Consider the following 21,223-nt stretch of genomic DNA (forward strand, 5'->3'; position numbering starts at 1 on the left):
ACGCGCCGGAGAGGGATTAGCGTGGTGGCGTGCCCTACTTCGACGCCGCGTCCTCAGCCCCGCTGCACCCCGTCGCCCGCCAGGCCCTCCAGGCGTCGCTGGACGAGGGCTGGGCCGATCCCGCCAGGCTCTACCGGGAGGGGCGCCGGGCCGTGCTGCTGCTGGACGCGGCCCGGGAGGCCGCGGCGGAGGCGGTGGGCTGCCGGCCCGACGAGCTGGTATTCACTCCTTCGGGGACTTATGCGGTGCATTCCGGCATGTCCGGAGCGCTCGCGGGCCGCCGGCGCACCGGACGGCACGCGGTGGTGTCCGCCGTCGAGCACTCCTCGGTGCTCCACGCGGCGGCGGCCCATCAGGCCGCGACCGGAGGCGAGGTGACCGAGATCCCGGTGGACCGGTACGGAGCGGTCTCGCCGGACGGATACGCCCTGGCGCTGCGCGAGGACACCGCGCTGGCCTGTCTCCAGTCCGCCAATCACGAGGTGGGGACGGAGCAGCCGGTCGCCGCGGTGGCCGAGGCGTGCCGCGACAGGGGTGTCCCGCTGCTGGTGGACGCGGCGCAGTCGCTGGGATGGGGCCCGGTGGCGGGCGCCTGGTCGCTGCTGACGGCGAGCGCGCACAAGTGGGGCGGGCCGGCGGGGGTCGGTGTGCTCGCCGTGCGCAAGGGGGTCCGTTTCGCTCCGCAAGGCCCGGCGGACGAGCGGGAGTCGGGGCGGGTGGCGGGCTTCCAGAACATTCCGGCGATCGTTGCGGCCGTCGCCTCGCTGCGGGCGGTGCGGGCGGAGGCGGCGGACGAGGCGGTGCGGCTGCGGGCGCTGGTGGACCGGATCAGGGCGCGGGTCCCGGAGCTGGTGCCCGATGTCGAGGTGGTGGGTGACCCGGAGCGCCGGCTCCCGCACCTCGTCACCTTCTCCTGTCTCTATGTCGACGGGGAGGCGCTGCTGCACGAGCTGGACCGGGCGGACTTCTCGGTCTCCTCCGGCTCCTCGTGCACCAGCAGCACCCTGACCCCGAGCCATGTGCTGCGGGCGATGGGCGTGCTGTCGGAGGGCAATGTGCGGGTCTCGCTGCCCCTCGGTACACCGGAGGCGGCGGTGGACCGGTTCCTGGAGGTGCTGCCCGGGGCGGTGTCCGGCGTACGCGAACGGCTCGGCGCGCCGGTGTCGGCCGCCGGGTCCGCGAAGACGCCGGGGATGGTGGTGGACACGCTCGGTCTGCGCTGCCCGATCCCGGTGATCGAGCTGGCCAAGGTGTTCGGCGAGGTGCCGGTGGGCGGGACGGTGACGGTCCTCTCGGACGACGAGGCGGCGCGGCTGGACATCCCGGCGTGGTGCGGGATGCGCGGCCAGGAGTATGTGGGAGAGCGGCCGGCGGACCACGGTGTCGCCTATGTGGTCCGCCGGGTGTCCTAGCGCCTGTGCGCGGATCGACCGCCGACGGCCCGTCAGCTCAGATGCGCCTGGACCTCGGCCGCCGCGTCATGGCCGTACGCCTTGGTGAAGCGGTCCATGAAGTGGTTGCGGGCCAGCGTGTACTCCTGGGTACCCACCGTCTCGATCACCAGGGTGGCCAGCATGCAGCCGACCTGGGCCGCGCGCTCCAGGCTGACGCCCCAGGAGAGACCGGACAGGAAGCCGGCGCGGAAGGCGTCGCCGACGCCGGTCGGGTCGGCCTTGGTGTCCTCCTCCGGGCAGCCGACCTCGATCGGCTCCTGGCCGGCGCGGTCGATGCGGACGCCCCGCTTGCCGAGGGTCGTCACGCGGTGGCCGACCCTGGAGAGGATCTCCTCGTCGGTCCAGCCGGTCTTGGACTCGATGAGTCCCTTCTCGTACTCGTTCGAGAAGAGGTAGGTGGCGCCGTCCAGCAGGGTGCGGATGTCGTCACCGGTCATGCGCGCGATCTGCTGCGAGAAGTCCGCGGCGAACGGGATGGCGCGGGTGCGGCACTCCTCGGTGTGGCGGAGCATCGCCTCCGGGTCGTCCGCGCCGATCAGGACCAGGTCGAGACCGCCGACCCGGTCGCCGACCTTCTTCAGCTCGATCAGACGGGCCTCGCTCATCGCACCCGTGTAGAAGGAGCCGATCTGGTTGTGGTCGGCGTCCGTCGTGCAGACGAACCGCGCCGTGTGCAGCACCTCGGAGATCCGCACCGAGGCGGTGTCGACGCCGTGGCGGTCGAGCCAGGCACGGTACTCGTCGAAGTCCGAGCCGGCCGCGCCGACCAGGATGGGACGCGTACCGAGCTGACCCATGCCGAAGCAGATGTTCGCCCCGACACCGCCCCTGCGCACATCGAGGTTGTCGACGAGGAAGGAGAGGGAGACCGTGTGGAGCTGCTCCGCGACCAGTTGGTCGGCGAAACGGCCGGGAAAGGTCATCAGATGGTCGGTGGCGATGGAGCCGGTGACTGCGATTCGCACGGCGTAAACGCTCCTGATGCGGAAGAACGGTGGACGGTTCACGCTACCGGGTCCGGGGCGGGACCACCCAGGGCGTGTTGCGAAAGGGGCGTCGTCCGGCCGCGGCGGGGCTCACGGTGTCCGGTGCGTGCGGTCGCGCGGCGGGGTCGCCCGTGGGCGCACGGCGCAGGGCCGCACGGGTACGCGGGAACCGGGCGCTCCCCCGTTCCGTCCCATCGCTGCCCTTCCCCGGGGAAAACGGGACACAGGACACGGCAGGGACGGCACGGGACGACACGCAGTCGAAGGAGCGCAGTGGTGACCAGCACGAAGCGGCCCCAGGAGGGCACATCCGGCACCGGCCCCCGGCGGTGGCGGCGTTCCCCGCTCGCCGTCGCCGCCGTCACGGCCGCGGTACTGATCGCCGGAGGTGGTGGCGTCTACTTCGCCACGAGTGCCGCCGGTGGCGGTACGGACGGCGGCAGCGGTGCGGGCGGAGGTGACGGCGCCCCGCCACCGCTCGCGCTGGACACTCCGGCCGGCGGGTCCGGCCCTTCGGAGCCGCCCGGTATCGCGCCCGGTGAGCCCGATCCGAGCGGGGTCGTCTACCGCGCCAGGGGCGAGCTGCCGGACGGGCCCGCTTCGGCCCGGGTGCACCGCCCGGACGGCGAGATCGCCGCCGCCGAGGTGGCCCGGCTGGCCCGCGCGCTCGGCGTGGCCGGCGCGCCGAGGCTGGACGGGACGGTCTGGAAGGTCGGTACGGAGAAGGACGGTTCGGGTCCGCTGCTGCGGGTCGCGCGGCAGGCGCCGGGCGCCTGGACGTTCGCCCGCTTCCGGCCGTCGCCGGGCGGCGACAACTGCCTCCGGGGCAAGAGCTGCCCGAGCGACGGGGGCGGCGGCTTCGGGGGCGGCCCCGCTTCCGACGGCGCGGAGGGTCCCGTGAGCGAGGCGGCGGCGAAGAAGGCGGCGGCTCCCCTGCTCAAGGCGCTGGGCCAGGAGGACGCCGGGCTCGACGCCCGCCAACTGATGGGCGCGGTGCGGGTGGTGAACGCGGACCCGGTGGTCGGCGGACTGCCCACCTACGGCTGGTCGACCGGGATCCAGGTGGGTGCGGACGGCCAGGTGGCGGGCGGCAGCGGAAAGCTGACGGTGCCCGAGCCGGGGGACTCGTATCCGGTGGTCGGTGCGGACGAGGCGCTCAGCGCGCTGAACAGGGCGGCCCTCGGCAGCGGCCGGGGCGGATCCGGCGGCTGCGCGTCGGCCATGCCGCTGGACGGCGGGAAGCCGGCGGCTCCGTGCGGGCCACGCGGCGGTGCGGCACCGAAGGCGATGGAGATCGCCCGGGCGGTCTTCGGACTGGCGCCGTACTCCGTGGACGGGCGGGCCGTGCTCGTGCCGTCCTGGCTGTTCGAGGTGGCGCCCGGTGGCGGCGCCCAGCCGTACACGGTCACCCAGCCCGCGCTGGCGCCCCGGTTTCTGAAAAAGCCGGAGCCGCCGAGCTGACGTGTGTCGTGTCCGGCCAGATACGCCAAGCACGTCAGATACGCCAAGTACGTCAGATACGCCAGATACGCGGAAGGCGGCGGCCCCGGTCGGGGCCGCCGCCTTCCGCGTACACGCTCTTGGTACAGGGCCTAGCTGAAGGAGTCACCGCAGGCGCAGGAGCCCGTGGCGTTCGGGTTGTCGATCGTGAAGCCCTGCTTCTCGATCGTGTCGACGAAGTCGATGGAGGCGCCGCCCAGGTACGGAGCGCTCATCCGGTCGGTGACGACCTTGACGCCGCCGAAGTCCTTGACGACGTCACCGTCGAGCGAACGCTCGTCGAAGAACAACTGGTAGCGCAGGCCGGAGCAGCCACCGGGCTGAACGGCGACGCGCAGCGCCAGGTCGTCCCGGCCTTCCTGGTCCAGCAGGGCCTTGACCTTGCCCGCGGCGGCGTCGGACAGGAGGATGCCGTCGCTCACGGTGGTGGTCTCGTCCGATACGGACATCTGCTTCTCTCCCGGGTTGTACGGACTGCTTGCCGACAGTTCAACCGGCGCGGCCGCGGATTCATTCCGGGGCCATGGCGCTTGTCTTTCCCCTCCCTCATGCTCGCACACCGGGCCTCCGGAGGGGATGGGGCGGTCACCCGGGAATGCGTCACATCGACGCTATCGCCCGCGTCAAAGTGACGTGAAGGGGTTATGATAGATAGCGTCAATTAGACGAGAAGGCTCGTTCGCAAGAAGAAAGGGTGCGTGACGTGACCACCGCCCAGCCCCGTCAGGATCTCGACGTCCAGCCGACGCCCCTCGCCCTGCTGCTGCTCGGCCGCGAGGCCGACCCGCGGAGCGAGCGCGGCGTGGAGTGTCCCGGCGATCTGCCCTCCCCGTCCGACCCGGACCTGGTGGAACGCGCCCGCGTGGCGAAGGAGAAGCTCGGGGACCAGGTGTTCGTCCTCGGCCACCACTACCAGCGCGACGAGGTCATCCAGTTCGCGGATGTCACCGGTGACTCCTTCAAGCTGGCCAGGGACGCGGCGGCGCGGCCCGAGGCGCGGTACATCGTCTTCTGCGGCGTGCACTTCATGGCCGAGTCGGCCGACATCCTCACCTCGGACGACCAGAAGGTCGTACTGCCCGACCTCGCGGCGGGCTGCTCCATGGCCGACATGGCCACGGCCGAGCAGGTCGCGGAGTGCTGGGACGTACTGACCGAGGCCGGCATAGCCGACCGGGTCGTGCCCGTCTCGTACATGAACTCCTCCGCCGACATCAAGGCGTTCACCGGCGAGCACGGCGGCACGATCTGCACGTCCTCGAACGCCGAGCGCGCGCTGAACTGGGCCTTCGAGCAGGGCGAGAAGGTGCTCTTCCTGCCCGACCAGCACCTGGGCCGCAACACGGCGGTGCGGGACCTGGGCATGTCCCTGGAGGACTGCGTCCTCTACAACCCGCACAAGCCGAACGGCGGGCTGACGGCGCAGGAGTTGCGCGACGCGAAGATGATCCTCTGGCGCGGACACTGCTCCGTGCACGGGCGCTTCTCGCTGGACTCCGTGCGGGACGTACGGGAGCGGATCCCCGGGGTGAACGTCCTGGTGCACCCCGAGTGCAAGCACGAGGTCGTGGCGGCGGCGGATTATGTCGGCTCGACGGAGTACATCATCAAGGCGCTGGAGGCGGCGCCGGCCGGGTCCAAGTGGGCGATCGGCACGGAGCTGAACCTCGTACAGCGGCTGGCGAACCGTTTCGCCGCCGAGGACAAGGAGATCGTCTTCCTCGACAGGACCGTCTGTTTCTGCTCCACCATGAACCGGATCGACCTGCCGCATCTGGTCTGGACGCTGGAGTCGCTGGCCGAGGGCAACGAGGTCAACCGCATCCAGGTCGACAAGAAGACGGCGCACTTCGCCCAGCTCGCCCTGGAGCGGATGCTGGCGCTGCCGTAACGCGGTGACCGGTCGCGGTTGTCGGCCGGTCACGACGCTGCCCCGGCCCCCTCCGTTTCCGTGGAGGCCGGGGCAGCGTCATGAGCGGGGCCGGTCAGCGGCGCCCGCCGGTGACGGCGTCAGACGTTCGCCGGTTCCGGGTCGCGCTCGGCGGCCGGGGCCGGTCCCTGCTTCGGCTGCGACTTCGCCGCCTTCTTCTTCGCGCGGCGCTCCTTGCGCAGCTCCACCATCGCGTACAGCGTCGGCACCAGCAGCAGCGTCAGCACGGTCGAGGTGACCAGACCGCCGATCACCACGACCGCGAGCGGCTGCGCGATGAAGCCGCCCTCGCCCGTGATTCCCAGCGCCATCGGCAGCAGCGCGAAGATCGTGGCCAGCGCCGTCATCAGGATCGGACGGAGCCGGTGACGGCCGCCCTCGACGACCGCCTCGACAACGCCCAGGCCCTGCTTCCGGTACTGGTTGATCAGGTCGATCAGCACGATCGCGTTGGTGACCACGATGCCGATCAGCATCAGCATGCCGATCATCGCCGGGACACCCATCGGGGTGCCGGTCAGGATCAGCAGGCCGAGCGCGCCCGTCGCCGCGAACGGGATGGAGACCAGCAGGATCAGCGGCTGGATCAGTGACCGGAAGGTACCGACCAGCAGCATGAAGACGATCGCGATGGCCGCCAGCATGGCGAGCGCCAGATTGGCGAAGGCGTCGTCCTGGTCCTGCGAGACACCGCCGATGGACGCGGTCGCGCCGGACGGCAGGTCCAGCGCGTCGATCTTCGACTGGAGCGAGGCGCTCACGGCGCCGGTGTTGTCGCCGGTCGGCCGCGCGGTGATCGTCGCCGCGCGGGCCCCGTCGATCCGGGTCATCGAGACCGGGCCGGGGACCAGCTTCACCTCGGCGATCTGCCCGAGCTTCACCGGTCCGAGCGGCAGGTCCTTCAGCTCGGCGATCGTCGTGGCCGGCTTGGCCGAGGTGATGACGACATCGCGCTCGGTGTCGTCGAGGACCGCCTTGCCCGAGGTGGTGCCGCGCACCGCCTGGGCGACGGCCGCGCCGAGCGCGGCGTCGTTGAACCCGGCGTCCGCGGCCTTGGCGTTCGCCTTGACCGAGATGCGCGGGACGCTCTGCGACAGGTCGCTCTGCACGTCCGTGACATCGTCGAGCTTCGCGACGGCGTCCCGCACCTGGGCCGCCGCCTTGCCGAGGGTGTCCCCGTCGGACGCCTTCACCACGACGCTCAGGTCCTGGCTGCCGAAGCCGCCGCCGGAGGAGATGGTCGTCTCGCCGATGCCGTCGAGCTTGGCGAGGTCCTTCTCGATCCGGTCCTGGGTGTCCGCGTAGGTGGCGGCGTCCTTCAGGGTCACCTGGTACGACGCCTGGTTGGCGCCCGTACCGCCGCCGAAGGCCGCCAGGAAGCCGGAGGAACCGACGGTGACCTGGTAGTCCTTGATCTCGTCGATCCCGGCGAGGACCTTCTCGACCTTCTTCGCGGAGGCGTCGGCCGACTCCAGGCTGGTGCCCGGGGGCAGCTCCTGCTTGAGGGAGAGGACCTCCTGGTCGCCCTGGTCGAAGAAGTTCGTCTTGAGCAGCGGCGCCATGCCGAAGGTGGCGAGCAGGACGACCACCGCGATGCCCACGCTGGTGAGGCGGCGACGGGTCGCGAAGCGCAGCACCGGCACATAGATCCGCTGCAGCCGGCTGCCGTTCTCCTTCTCCTCCGCGAGGCGGCGTGCCTCGTCCGGGTCGATCCCGAGCGCTTCCTTCGGCGCCCGGAGGAACCAGTAGGAGAAGACCGGGACGACGGTCAGCGAGACGAGCAGGGAGGCCAGCAGGGCCGCCGTCACGGTCAGCGAGAACGAGCCGAACAGTTCGCCGACGATGCCGCCCACCAGACCGATGGGCAGGAACACCGCGACGGTGGTGAGCGTGGACGAGGTGACCGCGCCCGCGACCTCCTTGACCGCGGTGAGGATGGCGCTCTCCCGCTCCTCGCCGTAGCTGAGGTGCCGCTTGATGTTCTCCAGGACGACGATCGAGTCGTCGACGACGCGGCCGATCGCGATGGTCAGCGCGCCGAGGGTGAGGACATTGAGGGAGAGGTCACGCGTCCACAGCACGATCAGCGCGAGGACGACGGAGAGCGGGATGGAGATCGCGGTGACCAGTGTGGACCGGATCGAGGCCAGGAAGACCAGGATCACGATGACCGCGAAGACCAGGCCGAGCGCGCCCTCGGTGGTCAGGCCGGAGATCGACTTGGAGACGGCGGGGCCCTGGTCGCTGGCGACGGTCAGGGTGGCGCCGGAGCCGAGGTCCTTGCGCAGGTCGTCCAGCCGGTCCTGGACGCCGTCCGAGATGGCGACGGCGCTGCCGTCCTTGTCCATGGTGACCAGGACCGCGAGGCTCGGCTTGCCATTCGTACGGGTCAGGGAGGTCGCGGCGGCCGGCTTCTGCTCGACGGTCGCGATGTCACCGAGGCGTACCGGCCTGGCGCCCTGGCCGGACCCTCCCGCGCCACCCGCCTGGGGCGCGATCCGCAGGTCCTCGATCTGCTTCAGCGAGGTGAAGCCGCCGCCGACCTGCACGGTGCGGCTCTTGCCGTCCTCGGCGAACGAACCCGCCGGCACGGTCGCGCCCCCGGCCTTGAGGGCCTCGGAGAGCGCCATGGTGTTCAGGCCCGCCGCGGCGAGCTTCTTGTCGTCGGGAGTGACGGAGACCTGGAGGTCGCGCACCCCGTCGACGGAGACCTGGCCCACGCCGTCGATGCTCTCCAGCGACGGGACGACCGAACGGTCGAGCTGGTCGGCGAGCGCCTGCTGGTCCTTGTCGGAGGTGACGGCGAGGACGACGGTCGGGATGTCGTCCGTCGAGCCGGCCACGACCTGCGGGTCGACACCCTCGGGGAGCTGGCTCCTGACCCGGTTCACGGCCTGCTGGACATCGGCGACGAGCTGCTTGGTGCCCTCGTCCCCGAAGTCGAAGCTGGCCATGACGAGGGCGTTGCCCTCGCTCGCCGTGGAGGTGACGCCGCTGATGCCGTCGACGGACTTCAGCGAGTTCTCCAGCGGCTCGACGACCTGCTTCTCGACCACATCGGGGGAGGCGCCCTGGTAGGGGGCGAGCACCGACACCATCGGGAGTTCGATGGAAGGCAGCAACTGCTGCTTGAGCTGGGGTATCGCTATCGCTCCGAAGACGATCGCGATGATCGAGATCAGCCCGGTCAGGGCCCGTTGCGCGAGGCTGAATCTGGACAGCCAGGACATTGGGGTCTCTCTTCTGTGGTGTGCACGGCAGGTGGGCGCGGCGACCCGTCTCCGGGCGGCCCCGTTACGGCCGGTCCGGCGGCGGATGGACCGGCTCGGGTGGCTCGTCTACGGACGGGCACTGCGGCCCCTCTATACGATCAGCCATGGGGACGGGGCGTTTCGTAGGCCCCAGGTCCATTTCCTCACCAGGCGCATACCGCGCCTGGAGTACGGCGAGGTGGGCGCTCACTCCACCCTTGGACGTACCAGGCCCGATTCGTACGCGATTACCACCAATTGGGCGCGGTCTCGGGCACCGAGTTTCGCCATGGCGCGGTTCACATGGGTCTTCACGGTCAGCGGGCTGACCGCCAGCCGCTCCGCGATCTCGTCATTGGAGTGGCCGCCCGCGACCTGTACGAGGACCTCACGCTCACGGACGGTGAGCGCGTCCAGCCGCTCCGAGTAGACCGCGGAGTCCGCCGCGTCCGCCGGACCGGTCTGGGCGAGGAAGGTCGCGATGAGCCCCTTCGTCGCGGCGGGCGAGAGCAGCGCCTCACCGGCCGCCGCGATCCGGATGGCGTTGAGCAGCTCGACCGGTTCCGCGCCCTTGCCGAGGAAGCCGGAGGCACCGGCGCGCAGCGACTGGACCACGTACTCGTCGACCTCGAAGGTCGTCAGCATGACGACCCGCACCCCGGCCAGGTCCGGGTCCGCGCTGATCATGCGGGTGGCGGCGAGCCCGTCGGTGCCGGGCATCCTGATGTCCATCAGGACGACATCGGCCCTGGCGGAGCGGGCGAGGGCGACGGCCTGGGCGCCGTCCGCGGCCTCCCCGACGACCTCCATGTCCGGCTCCGAGTCCACCAGCACCCGGAACGCGCTGCGCAGCAGCGTCTGGTCGTCGGCGAGCAGCACCCTGATCGTCATGCGTTCTCCCCCGTACGGGCCGCGGCCGGCAGTATCGGCAGTATCGCCTGGACGCGGAAACCGCCGCCGTAGCGGGGTCCCGCGGTGAGGGTGCCGCCCAGCGCGGTGACGCGTTCGCGCATGCCGAGGAGGCCGTGGCCGCCTCCGTCGGCCGGCTCGCCGGTGCCCGCGCCGTTGTCCAGCACGGTGATCTCCGCGGTGGGGCCGACCCGTACGACGCTGACCTCGGCCTCGGCGCCGGGGCCGGCGTGCTTGCGCACATTGGTGAGGGCCTCCTGGACGATCCGGTACGCGGCGAGGTCGACGGCGGCCGGGAACCGGACGGCGCCCTCGGAGATCCCTTCGGCCGCGACGTACCGCACCGGCAGCCCGGCGTTGCGGAAGGTGTCCAGCAGTCCGTCGAGATGGGCGAGGCCGGGGGCCGGTTCCGTGGGTGCCTCGGGGTCGCCGGACTGGCGCAGCAGGCCGACGGTGGCGCGCAGCTCGTTGAGCGCGGAGCGGCTGGCCTCCCGCACATGGGAGAGGGCCTCCTTGGCCTGGTCGGGACGTCTGTCCATGACATGCGCGGCGACCCCGGCCTGGACGTTGACCAGGGCGATGTGATGGGCGACCACGTCGTGCAGATCCCGGGCGATCCGCAGGCGTTCCTCGGCGACCCGGCGGCGGGCCTCCTCCTCGCGGGTGCGTTCGGCGCGCTCGGCTCGTTCGCGTATGGCGTCGATAAAGGCGCGACGGCTGCGCACCGCGTCGCCGGCGGCGCTCGCCATGCCCGTCCAGGCGAAGATCGCCAAGTTGTCCTGGGCGTACCAGGGGCCCGCGCTGAACAGCATCGCGACGGCGGTGAGCACCGTCATCGTGGCGAGACCGACCCGCCAGGTGGTGGGGCGGTCGGTGTGGGCGGCGACGGTGTAGAGCGCGATGACGGCGCTGAGGACCACGGGGGCCGGCGGATGGCAGATGATCAGTTCGACGGCGGTCACCGCACCCGCGCAGACGAGCACGGCCATCGGCCTGCGGCGGCGGAAGACGAGCGCGGCGGCGCCGAGGACCATGAGCACGACGCTGACGGCCCCGGGCGTACGGGTGCCGAAGCTGGGACCGCCGGGACCGCCGTGCGGATCGGCGAACGAGCCGACCACCATGCACGCGAGGACGGCGGCGGCCAGGGCGGCGTCGGGTGCGAGCGGATGCGCGCGCGCCCAGCACCGGGTCTGGGCGAACGCGGTTCCGAAGGAGGTCACATCGAGCAACGGTACGGGTTGCGGCGACCGGGCCACCGCGAGCGGCCGCCGGGGGGCGACGGTCCGCGCGCGGGCCCGCCCGGACAGCACGGTGCCCCGGCGCCGTGGCGGGCCGGGGCAGCGTCGGAGTGGCCGGAGCGCGGGTGAGGACGCCGCCGGGGGTCAGACCGAAGGGATCAGGCCCTCGTCGTTCAGCAGCTCGCGGACCTCCTCCAGGGTCGCCCCCGGAGCGGGCAGGATGAGTTCGGACGGCTCCAGGGAGTCGTCCGGCAGTGGCTCGCCGAGTTCGCGCACCTTGTCGAGCAGGGCGTGGAAGGTGCGGCGGAAGCCGTCCCCGTCGCCGTCCCTGACCTCGGCCAGCAGCTCGTCGTCGAGCCTGTTCAGCTCGGTGAAGTGGCTGTCCGCCAGCTTCACCTGACCCTCCCCCATGATCCGTACGATCATGACGAGTCCTTACTGCTTGTCGAACTTGTGCGGGCCGGGCCGGGAGTCCTGCTGGTCGGCCGGACCGCCCTCGATCGCCTGCTGCGGGGCCGAACCTCCGGCGAGCTCCGCCTTCATGCGCTGGAGCTCCAGCTCGACATCCGAACCGCCGGAGATCCGGTCCAGCTCGGCGGCGATGTCGTCCTTCGCCATCCCGGACTGGTCGTCCAGGGCGCCGGAGGCGAGCAGCTCGTCGATCGCGCCCGCGCGGGCCTGGAGCTGCGCGGTCTTGTCCTCCGCGCGCTGGATCGCCATGCCGACGTCGCCCATCTCCTCGGAGATGCCGGAGAAGGCCTCTCCGATCCGGGTCTGCGCCTGCGCGGCGGTGTACGTGGCCTTGATGGTCTCCTTCTTCGTACGGAAGGCGTCCACCTTGGACTGGAGGCGCTGCGCCGCGAGCGTGAGCTTCTCCTCCTCGCCCTGGAGCGTCGTGTGCTGGGTCTCCAGGTCGGTGACCTGCTGCTGGAGCGCGGCGCGGCGGGACAGCGCCTCCCGGGCCAGGTCCTCCCGGCCGAGTGCCAGCGCCTTGCGGCCCTGGTCCTCCAGCTTGGTCGACTGCCCCTGGAGCTGATTGAGCTGAAGCTCCAGGCGCTTGCGCGACGTCGCCACGTCGGCCACACCGCGGCGTACCTTCTGGAGCAGTTCGAGCTGCTTCTGATACGAGTAATCCAGGGTCTCGCGCGGATCCTCGGCCCGGTCAAGGGCCTTGTTGGCCTTCGCGCGGAAGATCATCCCCATACGCTTCATCACACCGCTCATGGGCTTCGCGCGCCCCCTTCTGACGGACTCCGGCTCCAGCACTCCAACAGAACCCACAGTACGGGCCCTGCCTCTATTACCGCACTGTTCGAGTGCGGATGCGCTCATCCCCAAGGACGACTGGTCCCGGTCCGCCATGCGGCGCGAGGAGTAGATGTCCCTCAGGGAAAGCGGGGGCAAAGTCCCCTCTGTCGCAGTTAAGGACGCGGGCCGTTGCGGGATCGTTCCCCTCGGGGGTGGGGCCCAACCACGGCACCCCGTACCCTTGGGCCTTGTGTTCCGTAGCCGCGCCAAGGAAGAGAAGGCCACCGCCACGCAGGTGACGGCGGACCTCTCCACGCAGACCCGCAATCCGCAGGCCCCCAAGGGCCGCCCGACCCCCAAGCGCAGTGAGGCACAGTCGCAGCGACGCCGTGCCTCGACGACGCCGACCGACCGCAAGACGGCCATGAAGCGCCAGCGCGAGGCCCGCCGAGCGGATCTGGCCAAGCAGCGCGAGGCGCTGGCCAGCGGTGACGAGCGTTATCTGCCGGCCCGTGACAAGGGCCCGGTGCGCCGTTTCGTCCGCGACTTCGTGGACTCGCGCTTCTGCGTCGCGGAGTTCTTCCTGCCGCTGGCGGTGGTGATCCTGGTGCTGAGCATGGTCCGGGTCGGCTCGCTGCAGAACATCGCGCTGCTGCTGTGGCTCGGGGTCATCGTGCTGATCGTCGTGGACTCGATCGGTGTCGGGTTCCGGCTGAAGAAGCAGCTCGCCGAGCGCTTCCCGGACACTCCCCGGCGTGGCGCCGTGGCCTACGGCCTGATGCGTACGCTCCAGATGCGCCGGCTGCGCCTTCCCAAGCCGCAGGTCAAGCGCGGGGAGCGGCCCTGAGCACGGAGGTCTCCGGTTTCGCCGGAGCATCGGCGAACTGGCTGGCGGGGCTGGGCGGGCTGCGCAATGTTGTCCGTCAGGAACTGGTCGCCCGCCAGCTCGACGAGCAGATAGCCGGGCGTTTCCCGGTCGGCCGGCGACTGCGTGTGCTGGATGTCGGGATGGGGCAGGGCACCCAGGCCCTGCGGCTGGCGCGCGCCGGGCACACGGTGACGGGGCTGGAGTCCGACGCCGGGATGCTGGCCACGGCCCAGGAGTCGCTCGCCACCGAGCCGGCGGGCATACGGGAGCGGGTGCGTCTGGTCGAGGGCGACGGCCTGGAGACCGGGGTGCACTTCCTGCCGGGCAGCTTCGACGTGGTGCTCTGCCACGGGGTGCTGATGTATGTCCAGGAGCCTGACGCGATGCTCGCGGGCCTGGCCAGGATGCTGGCACCGGGCGGGCTGCTGTCCCTGCTCGTGCGGAACGCGGACACCCTCGCCCTGCGGCCCGGCCTCGCCGGGGACTGGGACGGCGCGCTGAGCGCCTTCGAGACGGACACGTACACCAACAGGCTGGGCGTCCAGGTGCGGGCCGACCGGCTGGACGCGCTCACCGCGACGCTGGCGGGGATCGCCGCGCCGCTGCATGTCTGGTACGGGGTAAGGGTCTTCACGGACGGCGCCGCCGACGACGCGGAGCCGCCGGCCGGGGACGAGCTGGAGCGGCTGCTGGCCGCGGAGGACAAGGCGGGCCGCACCGACCCGTACCGCCGGGTCGCGGCGCTGCTGCATCTGTGCGGCGTGCGCGGCTGAGAGCCGGCCGTGTTCCCGCCGGTCGCGCGGCGGCGGTGCCCGCCGGGCGCGTCCGCGTCCGTTCGGGGGGATGATCCCGCCCCCTGATCGGCGGCGCACCAGGGGCAGCACTAAGCATATAAAAGGGATACTCCGGTCATGGATGTCTCCCCCCGCCGCGGCCTCGCGCGCCGGCTGCTGACCCTGACCGCCGGGATCTGCGCGATCGCCCTGGTCGGCGGCTGCGCCGGCCAGGGCGGGGCGGGCTCCGGCACCGCGTCGTCCGCCGCCACGACGGAGGCCGCGGCCCCCCAGCGCTCCACCAACGAGCTCCAGACCGACTACGAGACCGTCATCAGGAATGTGCTGCCGTCGGTCGTCCAGATCGACGCCGGGAACAGCCTGGGCTCGGGCGTCGTCTACGACAACCAGGGCCATGTCGTCACCAACGCCCATGTCGTCGGCAAACAGAAGACCTTCGCGGTCACCATGGCCACCCGCGAGCAGCCGATGAAGGCCCGGCTGGTCTCCAGCTTCCCGCAGCAGGATCTCGCCGTCATCAAGCTGGAGCAGGTGCCGAAGGGCCTGAGGGCCGCGAAGTTCGGCGACACGTCGCAGGTGGCGGTCGGTCAGATCGTGCTCGCCATGGGCTCTCCGCTGGGACTGTCCGGAAGCGTCACCCAGGGCATCGTCTCGGCGGTCGGGCGGACCGTCAGCGAGAGCCCGGCGGGCGGGACGGGCGCCACCATCCCCAACATGGTGCAGACCTCGGCCGCGATCAACCCGGGCAACAGCGGTGGCGCCCTGGTCAATCTGGACAGCCAGGTGATCGGCATCCCCACCCTGGCCGCGACCGACCCGCAACTGGGCGACAGCGCCGCGCCGGGCATCGGCTTCGCGATCCCCGTGTCGATGGTGAAGACCGTCGCCGACCAGATCATCAAGAACGGGAAGGTCACCAACTCGGGCCGGGCCGCGCTCGGCATCAGCGGCCGCACCGTCCTCGGCGACAATCTCCAGCCGGCCGGGGTCGCGGTCGTCAAGACCCTGAAGGGCAGCGCCGCCGCGGCGGCCGGGATCAGGACCGGGGACATCATCGTCAAGGTCGGCAACAGCGCGGTCACCTCGATCACCTCGCTGTCCGAGGTGCTCGCGGCGGCCAAACCGGGCCAGCGGGTCAAGGTGACCTATGTCCGCGGCAGCGACACGAAGACCGCCGAGGTGAGACTCGGCGAGATGTAGGGGCTCGCGTGCCCCGGTACGGACGGGCGGGGCTCCGGGCGGCCACGCCCGCGGACCGGCCGGCCCGCGGGCGCTCCCGGCCGGTCAGCCCTCGTCCGCCCGCAGGCTCATCGGGCCGTAGATCTTGGTGGTGTCCTCGTACAGATGCACCTGCTCGGCGCCTCCCTCCAGAAGCTCCTTCCAGACCTCACCGATCCAGGACTCGGCGTCCCCCTGCGTGGTGAACTCCTCCGGCTCCACCGCCGGCGAGACCTCCGTCCCGTCGGACTTCTCGAACCGCCACGTCCACGCCATGTGCGCCTCCCGGGTCCCGCCGTACTGATCAGTTCCTGCCCGCAGCGTAGCCGGGCGCGCACCGTACGCGGTGACGCGGGAGGATCAGCTCCGTGGAACTGACTCTGCTCGGCACCGGGGCCCCCGCCGGGCTTCCCCGCCCTCACTGCCCCTGCGCCGCGTGCGCGACCGCCCGCGGCGAGCTGACCCGCGCCGCGACCGCGCTGCTGGTGGACGGCGTCCTGCTGCTGGACCTGACTCCGGGAGCCGCGCTCGCGGCGGCCCGGGCCGGCCACTCCCTCGCGGGGGTGCGGCAAGTGCTGCTGACCCACCCGCACGACGGTCCCGCGGTGGAACTGCCCGCCGGGCTGCCCACGGCGGGACGGGTGGCGGACGGGCGGGTGCTGACGCTGCTCAGCGGCCACCGGGTGCGGGCGCTGGCGATGGACGCGCCGGGCACGGGATACGAGGTGACGGCGCCCGGCGGCCAGCGGCTGCTCTACCTCCCGCCGGGCGGGGCGCCGGCCGGGACGCCCGACAGCGGCAGCCGGACGGCCCAGGCGCCGTACGACATGGTGGCCGCCGATGTCGTCGGCCGGCCCGACGCGGTGGCACGGCTGCGGGCGGCCGGAGCGATCGGCCCGCTCACCGATGTTGTCGCCGTCCATCTCGACCACGACGTGCCGCCCGGCGCCGAACTGGAGCGGCGGCTCGCGGCGGCGGGCGCGCGGGCCGTGCCGGACGGGACGACGCTGACGGTCGGCGCGTACCACCCGGCCCCTGAGGTGCCGCGGCGCACGCTGGTGACGGGCGGGGCCCGCTCCGGCAAGTCCTGGGAGGCCGAGCGGCGGCTGGCCACCTTCCCGGGGGTGCTGTACGTGGCGACCGGCGGCGGCCGCGCCGGTGACACGGAGTGGGAGGCCCGGGTCCGCGCGCACCGCGAGCGCCGGCCCGCCTCCTGGCTCACCACCGAGACCTGCGATCTCGTACCGCTGCTCGCGGCCGAGGGCCCGCCGCTGCTGATCGACTGCCTGTCGCTCTGGCTGACGGACGCGATGGACCGGGTGAACGCGTGGGACGACGCGGCCTGGGCGACGGGCGGCGAGAAGGCCCTGCGGGAGCGGACGGGAGAACTGGCCGAGGCCGTACGCGAGACCCGGCGCACGGTTGTCGCGGTGACCAACGAGGTGGGCTCGGGCGTGGTCCCGGCGACCGCCTCCGGACGGCGCTTCCGCGACGAACTGGGGCGGCTGAACGCGGCTGTGGCGGCCGAGTGCGAGCATGTGCTGCTGGTCGTGGCGGGGCAGGCGCTGCCGTTGCGGTGACGGTCGGCCGTCCGGCGGGGGCGGGTGAAGCTGTGGGTTCGGGGTGGGGTGGCGGGCGGGCGACCCGCAATCACCGCCGGAGGCGACCCGCGCCCCGGCGGAGGCTCACCGCGACGGTACTGTTCGGCGAATGAGCTCGCTGAATCTCGACGACTTCTCCGATCTGATCGAGCGCCCGGACAGCGGTACGCGCCGTGACGCCGAGGAACGACGGCAGCGGCTGTCCGTGCCGCCCGGCGCTCTCGGCCGTCTCGACGAGCTGGGCGAGTGGTTCTCCGCCGCGCAGGCGTCCGTGCCGGTCAAGGCCGTCCAGCAGCCGCGCGTCGTGCTGTTCGCCGGTGACCACGGGGTGGCCTCGCTCCAGGTCTCGGGACGCCCGGCGGGCACCGCGTACGAGCTGGTCCGTGCCGTGCTGGAGGGCGCGAGCCCCGTCGCCGTGCTCGCGCGCCAGTCGGGCGTGCCGGTACGGATCGTCGACGCCGGTCTGGACTGCGATCCGGGGCTGCTGCCCGAGGAGGTCGTACGCCACCGGGTACGCCGGGGCAGCGGGCGTATCGACATCGAGGACGCGCTGACCGCGGAGGAGGCCGAGCTGGCCGTGCGGCTCGGTATGGCGATCGCCGACGAGGAGGCGGACTCCGGCACGGATCTCGTCGTCCTCGGGGATCTGAGCGTCGGCGGGACGACGCCCGCGTCCACGCTGATCGCCGCGCTGTGCGGGACGGACGCCTCCGTGGTGACCGGACGCGGCGGCGCCGGTATCGACGATCTGGCGTGGATGCGCAAATGCGCGGCCGTCCGGGACTCGCTGCGCCGGGCGCGGCCCGTGCTGGGCGACCAGTTGGAGCTGCTGGCCGCGGTGGGCGGCGCGGATCTGGCCGCGATGACGGGCTTTCTGCTGCAGAGCGCCGTACGGCGGATGCCGGTGATCCTGGACGGTGTGGTGTCGGCGGCCTGCGCGCTGGTGGGTCAGCGGGCGGCGTTCCGGGCCCCTGACTGGTGGCTCGCGGGCCATGCGAGCGGGGAGCCGGCCCAGGCGAAGGCGCTGGACCGGATGGCGCTGGAGCCGCTGCTCGACCAGGGCGTCACGGTCGGGGAGGGCGCGGGTGCGATGCTCGCGCTGCCGCTGGTGCGGGCCGCGGCGGCGCTCGCGGCCGAGCTGCCCGAGCGGCCCAAGGAGCAGACGGACACGGAGCAGACGGACACGGAGGGCGGTACGGACTGACGCCCCGGGTCCGGGCGCTGCCACGGGCGGGCGCATCGGGCGACCATGAAACGGAATGCCCCCATATGATCACTTTTATGGGAGAAGTCCGTGTGGCCGCCGATCGATTGAGCCGGGGCACCGACCGTTCGCGGCGCAGTGCGGCATTCGCCGTCTGGTACCTGCGCGCGGTCGCGTTCATCAATCTGCTGAGCGCCGTCTGGCTCTCCCTGGGCCAGGACCTGCGGCGGCACAACACCGACAACTACTTCACCCCGTACCTGCTCACCGCGGGCTTCGCCTCCGGCGTCTTCACGCTCTTCCTGGCGATCACGATGCGCCGCCGCAAGCGCGCCGCCTGGATTCTGAATGTCTGTCTCGCCGGGCTCTTCCTGTCGCTGTTCGCGTTCATGATGGTCTTTCCGGAGATCAGGCGGTATCCGCAGAACTGGCTCTCGCTGGCGGCGACGGCGGGTTTTGTGTGCGCGCTGCTGCTGGGGCGGCGGGAGTTCTACGCCAAGGGCGACCGCTCCAACCCGAAGCTGGCCGGGGCGGTGGCGGTCAGCGGGCTGCTGGCCGCCTCGCTGCTGGCGGCGCTGCTCGTCACCGTCACCAACACCGCGCCCGGCGGCTCGTCCTTCGCTGAGCGCTGGCGCTACGGCGCGACGCGGCTGGTCTCGCTGGCCGGTGACGACGCAGGCTCCCCCGGCATCGCGGTGCCCGGCTGGGTCAATGTGGTCATCAACGTCCTCTCCACCGTGCTGCTGCTCGCGGTGCTGTACGCGGCCTTCCGTTCGCGCCGGGCCGTCGACCCGATCACCGAGGAGGACGAGGCGAGGCTCCGCGTCCTGCTCGACAGGTACGGCGAGCGTGACTCCCTCGGCTACTTCGCGCTGCGCCGCGAGAAGAGCGTCGTATGGTCCCCGACCGGGAAGGCGGCCGTCGCCTATCGCGTCGTCGACGGGGTCTCCCTGGCCTCCGGCGACCCGATCGGTGATCCGGAGGCATGGCCGGGAGCGATCGTCCCCTGGCTCGCCGAGGCCCGGGAGCACGGCTGGATCCCGGCCGTCATGGGCGCGAGCGAGGAGGCCGGCACGGTCTACGCGCGGCACGGGCTCGACGCGCTGGAACTGGGCGACGAAGCGATCGTGGAGACCGTCGAGTTCACGCTGGAGGGGCGGGCGATGCGGACCGTGCGCCAGGCGTACAACCGGGTCGCGCGGGCCGGCTACCGGGTGCGTATCCGGCGGCACGAGGACATTCCCGCCGACGAGATGGCGGAGTTGCTGCGCCGCGCCGACGACTGGCGCGACGGAGCGACGGAGCGCGGCTTCTCGATGGCCCTCGGCCGGCTGGGCGATCCCGGCGACGGGGGCTGCGTCATGCTCGAATGCCGGCACGGCGGCGGGAAGCGGACCGGAAACGCCGGAAACACCGAGAACACCGGAAACGCCGGGAACACCGAAGACGCCGGGAACGCCGGAAACGCCGGGAACGCCGAGGACGCCGGCGAACTGCGCGCCGTACTGAGCTTTGTGCCCTGGGGCCCCAAGGGGCTCTCGCTCGACCTCATGCGCCGCGACCGGGACGCCGAGAACGGTCTGATGGAGTTCATGGTCATCGAACTCCTCCGGCGCGCCGGGGAGATCGGGATCAGCCAGGTCTCGCTCAACTTCGCGATGTTCCGCTCGGTCTTCGAGCGGGGCGGAAAGCTGGGCGCCGGGCCGGTGCTCCGGCTGTGGCGGTCGCTGCTCAGCTTCTTCTCGCGCTGGTGGCAGATCGAGTCGCTCTACCGCGCCAACGCCAAGTACCGGCCGATCTGGGAACCTCGTTTCCTGCTCTTCGAGAAGAGTGCCGATCTGCTCCGCATCGGCCTCGCCGCGGGCCGCGCGGAGGGCTTCCTGGAGGCGCCGGGCCTGCCGGGCTGGCTGCACCGCAGACGGCTGGACACCCGACGCTGATCCCGGGCAGCCGGGCGGCCAACGGCCTTCGCGGTCAGGGACGTTGAGCGTCCGGCCGGTGCGGGCGCCGCCGGCCCGGTGCCCGCCGCCACGTCGGCGGTACGCCGTCCGGGCTACCCTTCGCGCGATGAACCCCACAGACAGCACGGCGGATGGCGCCGCGGACCGGGCCTCGGCGGCCGACGGCATACGTTTCGCCTTCGGCACCCTCACCGTGCTCCCGGTCCGGGCGGCCCGCTGGGACCGCGCCGCCGCGCGGGCCGGAATGCCGGCCGCGCCGCTGGCCGGAGTGGTGGTGGGCCTGTGCGCGGCGGCCACCGGTGGTCTGCTGCTGCTCGCGGGCTCCGCCCCGGCGCTCGCGGCGGTGGTCTCGGTGGCCGTGCCCGCCGTCCTCACCCGCGGGCTGCATCTCGACGGTCTCGCCGACACCGCGGACGGCCTCGGCAGCGGTAAGCCGGCCGGAGACGCGCTGCGGATCATGAAGCGGTCCGACATCGGTCCCTTCGGCGTGATCACCCTGGTGCTGATGCTGCTGGCCCAGATCGCGGCGGTCTCGGAGCTGTACGGGGCGGGCTGGGCGGACGGCGCGGCGGGGGTGGTCCTCGCCGGTGTCACGGCGCGCCTGGCGCTCACGTTCGCCTGCCGAAAGGGCGTACGCGCGGCCCGGCCCGACGGGCTGGGCGCCGCGGTCGCGGGCACCGTGCCGGTACGGGTGGCGTCGGCCCTGGCACTGCTGGTCACGGCGGCGGGCGCGGCGGCGGGCGCGCGCCACGGGATCTCCGGCGCCGTGCTGCACGCGGCGGCGGTGCTCGGTGGCCTGGGCGCGGCGGAGTTGCTGCTGCGCCACTGCGTACGCCGGTTCGGCGGGGTCACCGGCGATGTGTTCGGGGCCCTCGCGGAGACGGCGGCGACGGTGGCCCTGGTCGCGCTGACGCTGGGCTGAGGCGCGTTCAGAAGTAGCGTCGTCCGACTGCGGGGCGGCATCCGCAAAGGCGGAAAAGCCGCCCATGGATGGCCGAACCGCCGCCGCTGTGAGCGCCGCAGATTACCGAGCGTAGGCTCATTCCCGCCGCGCTTCG

18 protein-coding genes are annotated in these 21,223 nt (G+C 72.1%); 10 read left to right on the forward strand and 8 right to left on the reverse strand.

From position 1 onward, the window contains the following. Positions 1 to 29: 29 nt before the first annotated feature. Complete coding sequence (locus tag ABZ707_RS01570) at positions 30 to 1,412, forward strand: aminotransferase class V-fold PLP-dependent enzyme (protein WP_360165925.1); 1,383 nt, start codon at positions 30 to 32, stop codon at positions 1,410 to 1,412. Between the two features lie 32 nt (positions 1,413 to 1,444). Here the strand turns inward: ABZ707_RS01570 and ABZ707_RS01575 are convergent, their stop codons facing one another. After that, on the reverse strand, positions 1,445 to 2,419 hold the full coding sequence (locus tag ABZ707_RS01575) for a carbohydrate kinase family protein (RefSeq protein WP_360165928.1): 975 nt from the start codon (positions 2,417 to 2,419) through the stop codon (positions 1,445 to 1,447). Between the two features lie 297 nt (positions 2,420 to 2,716). Here ABZ707_RS01575 and ABZ707_RS01580 point away from each other — a divergent pair, with 297 nt between their 5' ends. Next, positions 2,717 to 3,901, forward strand: coding sequence for a hypothetical protein (locus tag ABZ707_RS01580; RefSeq protein ID WP_360165931.1), 1,185 nt, complete (start codon positions 2,717 to 2,719; stop codon positions 3,899 to 3,901). A 131-nt stretch (positions 3,902 to 4,032) separates the two neighbouring features. Here ABZ707_RS01580 and ABZ707_RS01585 read toward each other — a convergent pair whose 3' ends face one another. Beyond that, entirely contained in the window at positions 4,033 to 4,389 is a 357-nt protein-coding gene (locus ABZ707_RS01585; protein ID WP_030355429.1) for an iron-sulfur cluster assembly accessory protein, read from the reverse strand. 245 nt (positions 4,390 to 4,634) lie between these two features. On the opposite strand from ABZ707_RS01585, the gene nadA reads away from it, so the two are divergent. Further along, positions 4,635 to 5,831, forward strand: a complete 1,197-nt coding sequence (gene nadA, locus ABZ707_RS01590) for a quinolinate synthase NadA (RefSeq protein ID WP_360165935.1) — start codon at positions 4,635 to 4,637, stop codon at positions 5,829 to 5,831. Between the two features lie 119 nt (positions 5,832 to 5,950). On the opposite strand, the gene ABZ707_RS01595 is transcribed toward nadA, so the two are convergent. The 5 genes from ABZ707_RS01595 to ABZ707_RS01615 all read right to left on the reverse strand — a co-directional run bounded on the left by ABZ707_RS01595 (position 5,951) and on the right by ABZ707_RS01615 (position 12,495). Continuing rightward, positions 5,951 to 9,100, reverse strand: a complete 3,150-nt coding sequence (locus ABZ707_RS01595) for an efflux RND transporter permease subunit (RefSeq protein WP_360165938.1) — start codon at positions 9,098 to 9,100, stop codon at positions 5,951 to 5,953. A gap of 228 nt (positions 9,101 to 9,328) precedes the next feature. Beyond that, the gene (locus ABZ707_RS01600; protein ID WP_360165941.1) at positions 9,329 to 10,012 is read right to left on the reverse strand and encodes a response regulator transcription factor; all 684 of its coding nucleotides are present in this window, start codon (positions 10,010 to 10,012) and stop codon (positions 9,329 to 9,331) included. Further along, positions 10,009 to 11,253, reverse strand: coding sequence for a sensor histidine kinase (locus ABZ707_RS01605; RefSeq protein ID WP_360165944.1), 1,245 nt, complete (start codon positions 11,251 to 11,253; stop codon positions 10,009 to 10,011). The genes ABZ707_RS01600 and ABZ707_RS01605 overlap by 4 nt, the downstream gene beginning before the upstream one ends. 162 nt (positions 11,254 to 11,415) lie before the next feature. Next, entirely contained in the window at positions 11,416 to 11,697 is a 282-nt protein-coding gene (locus ABZ707_RS01610) for a hypothetical protein (RefSeq protein WP_319684755.1), read from the reverse strand. 9 nt (positions 11,698 to 11,706) lie between these two features. Then, positions 11,707 to 12,495 (reverse strand): PspA/IM30 family protein, encoded by a 789-nt coding sequence (locus ABZ707_RS01615; protein WP_319684753.1) that lies wholly within the window; start codon positions 12,493 to 12,495, stop codon positions 11,707 to 11,709. A gap of 274 nt (positions 12,496 to 12,769) precedes the next feature. On the opposite strand from ABZ707_RS01615, the gene ABZ707_RS01620 reads away from it, so the two are divergent. From ABZ707_RS01620 to ABZ707_RS01630, 3 genes are all read left to right on the forward strand, one after another. Continuing rightward, positions 12,770 to 13,366, forward strand: a complete 597-nt coding sequence (locus tag ABZ707_RS01620; RefSeq protein WP_360165949.1) for a DUF3043 domain-containing protein — start codon at positions 12,770 to 12,772, stop codon at positions 13,364 to 13,366. 41 nt (positions 13,367 to 13,407) lie between these two features. Further along, a complete protein-coding gene (locus tag ABZ707_RS01625; RefSeq protein WP_360166943.1) occupies positions 13,408 to 14,160 on the forward strand; it encodes a methyltransferase domain-containing protein in 753 nt (250 codons plus the stop codon). Between the two features lie 138 nt (positions 14,161 to 14,298). Next, a complete protein-coding gene (locus tag ABZ707_RS01630; RefSeq protein ID WP_360165952.1) occupies positions 14,299 to 15,381 on the forward strand; it encodes a trypsin-like peptidase domain-containing protein in 1,083 nt (360 codons plus the stop codon). A gap of 84 nt (positions 15,382 to 15,465) precedes the next feature. Here ABZ707_RS01630 and ABZ707_RS01635 read toward each other — a convergent pair whose 3' ends face one another. Beyond that, the gene (locus ABZ707_RS01635; RefSeq protein WP_360165955.1) at positions 15,466 to 15,675 is read right to left on the reverse strand and encodes a hypothetical protein; all 210 of its coding nucleotides are present in this window, start codon (positions 15,673 to 15,675) and stop codon (positions 15,466 to 15,468) included. Positions 15,676 to 15,767: 92 nt separating this feature from the next. Here ABZ707_RS01635 and ABZ707_RS01640 point away from each other — a divergent pair, with 92 nt between their 5' ends. The 4 genes from ABZ707_RS01640 to ABZ707_RS01655 all read left to right on the forward strand — a co-directional run bounded on the left by ABZ707_RS01640 (position 15,768) and on the right by ABZ707_RS01655 (position 21,087). After that, a complete protein-coding gene (locus ABZ707_RS01640) occupies positions 15,768 to 16,979 on the forward strand; it encodes a bifunctional adenosylcobinamide kinase/adenosylcobinamide-phosphate guanylyltransferase (RefSeq protein ID WP_360165958.1) in 1,212 nt (403 codons plus the stop codon). Between the two features lie 130 nt (positions 16,980 to 17,109). Beyond that, a complete protein-coding gene (gene cobT / locus ABZ707_RS01645; protein ID WP_360165961.1) occupies positions 17,110 to 18,204 on the forward strand; it encodes a nicotinate-nucleotide--dimethylbenzimidazole phosphoribosyltransferase in 1,095 nt (364 codons plus the stop codon). A 77-nt stretch (positions 18,205 to 18,281) separates the two neighbouring features. Beyond that, entirely contained in the window at positions 18,282 to 20,144 is a 1,863-nt protein-coding gene (locus tag ABZ707_RS01650) for a phosphatidylglycerol lysyltransferase domain-containing protein (RefSeq protein ID WP_360165964.1), read from the forward strand. Positions 20,145 to 20,271: 127 nt separating this feature from the next. Further along, positions 20,272 to 21,087, forward strand: coding sequence for an adenosylcobinamide-GDP ribazoletransferase (locus ABZ707_RS01655; protein WP_360165967.1), 816 nt, complete (start codon positions 20,272 to 20,274; stop codon positions 21,085 to 21,087). Positions 21,088 to 21,223 lie beyond the last annotated feature (136 nt).

This window comes from Streptomyces sp. NPDC006923 (assembly GCF_040635655.1).
GTDB lineage: Bacteria > Actinomycetota > Actinomycetes > Streptomycetales > Streptomycetaceae > Streptomyces.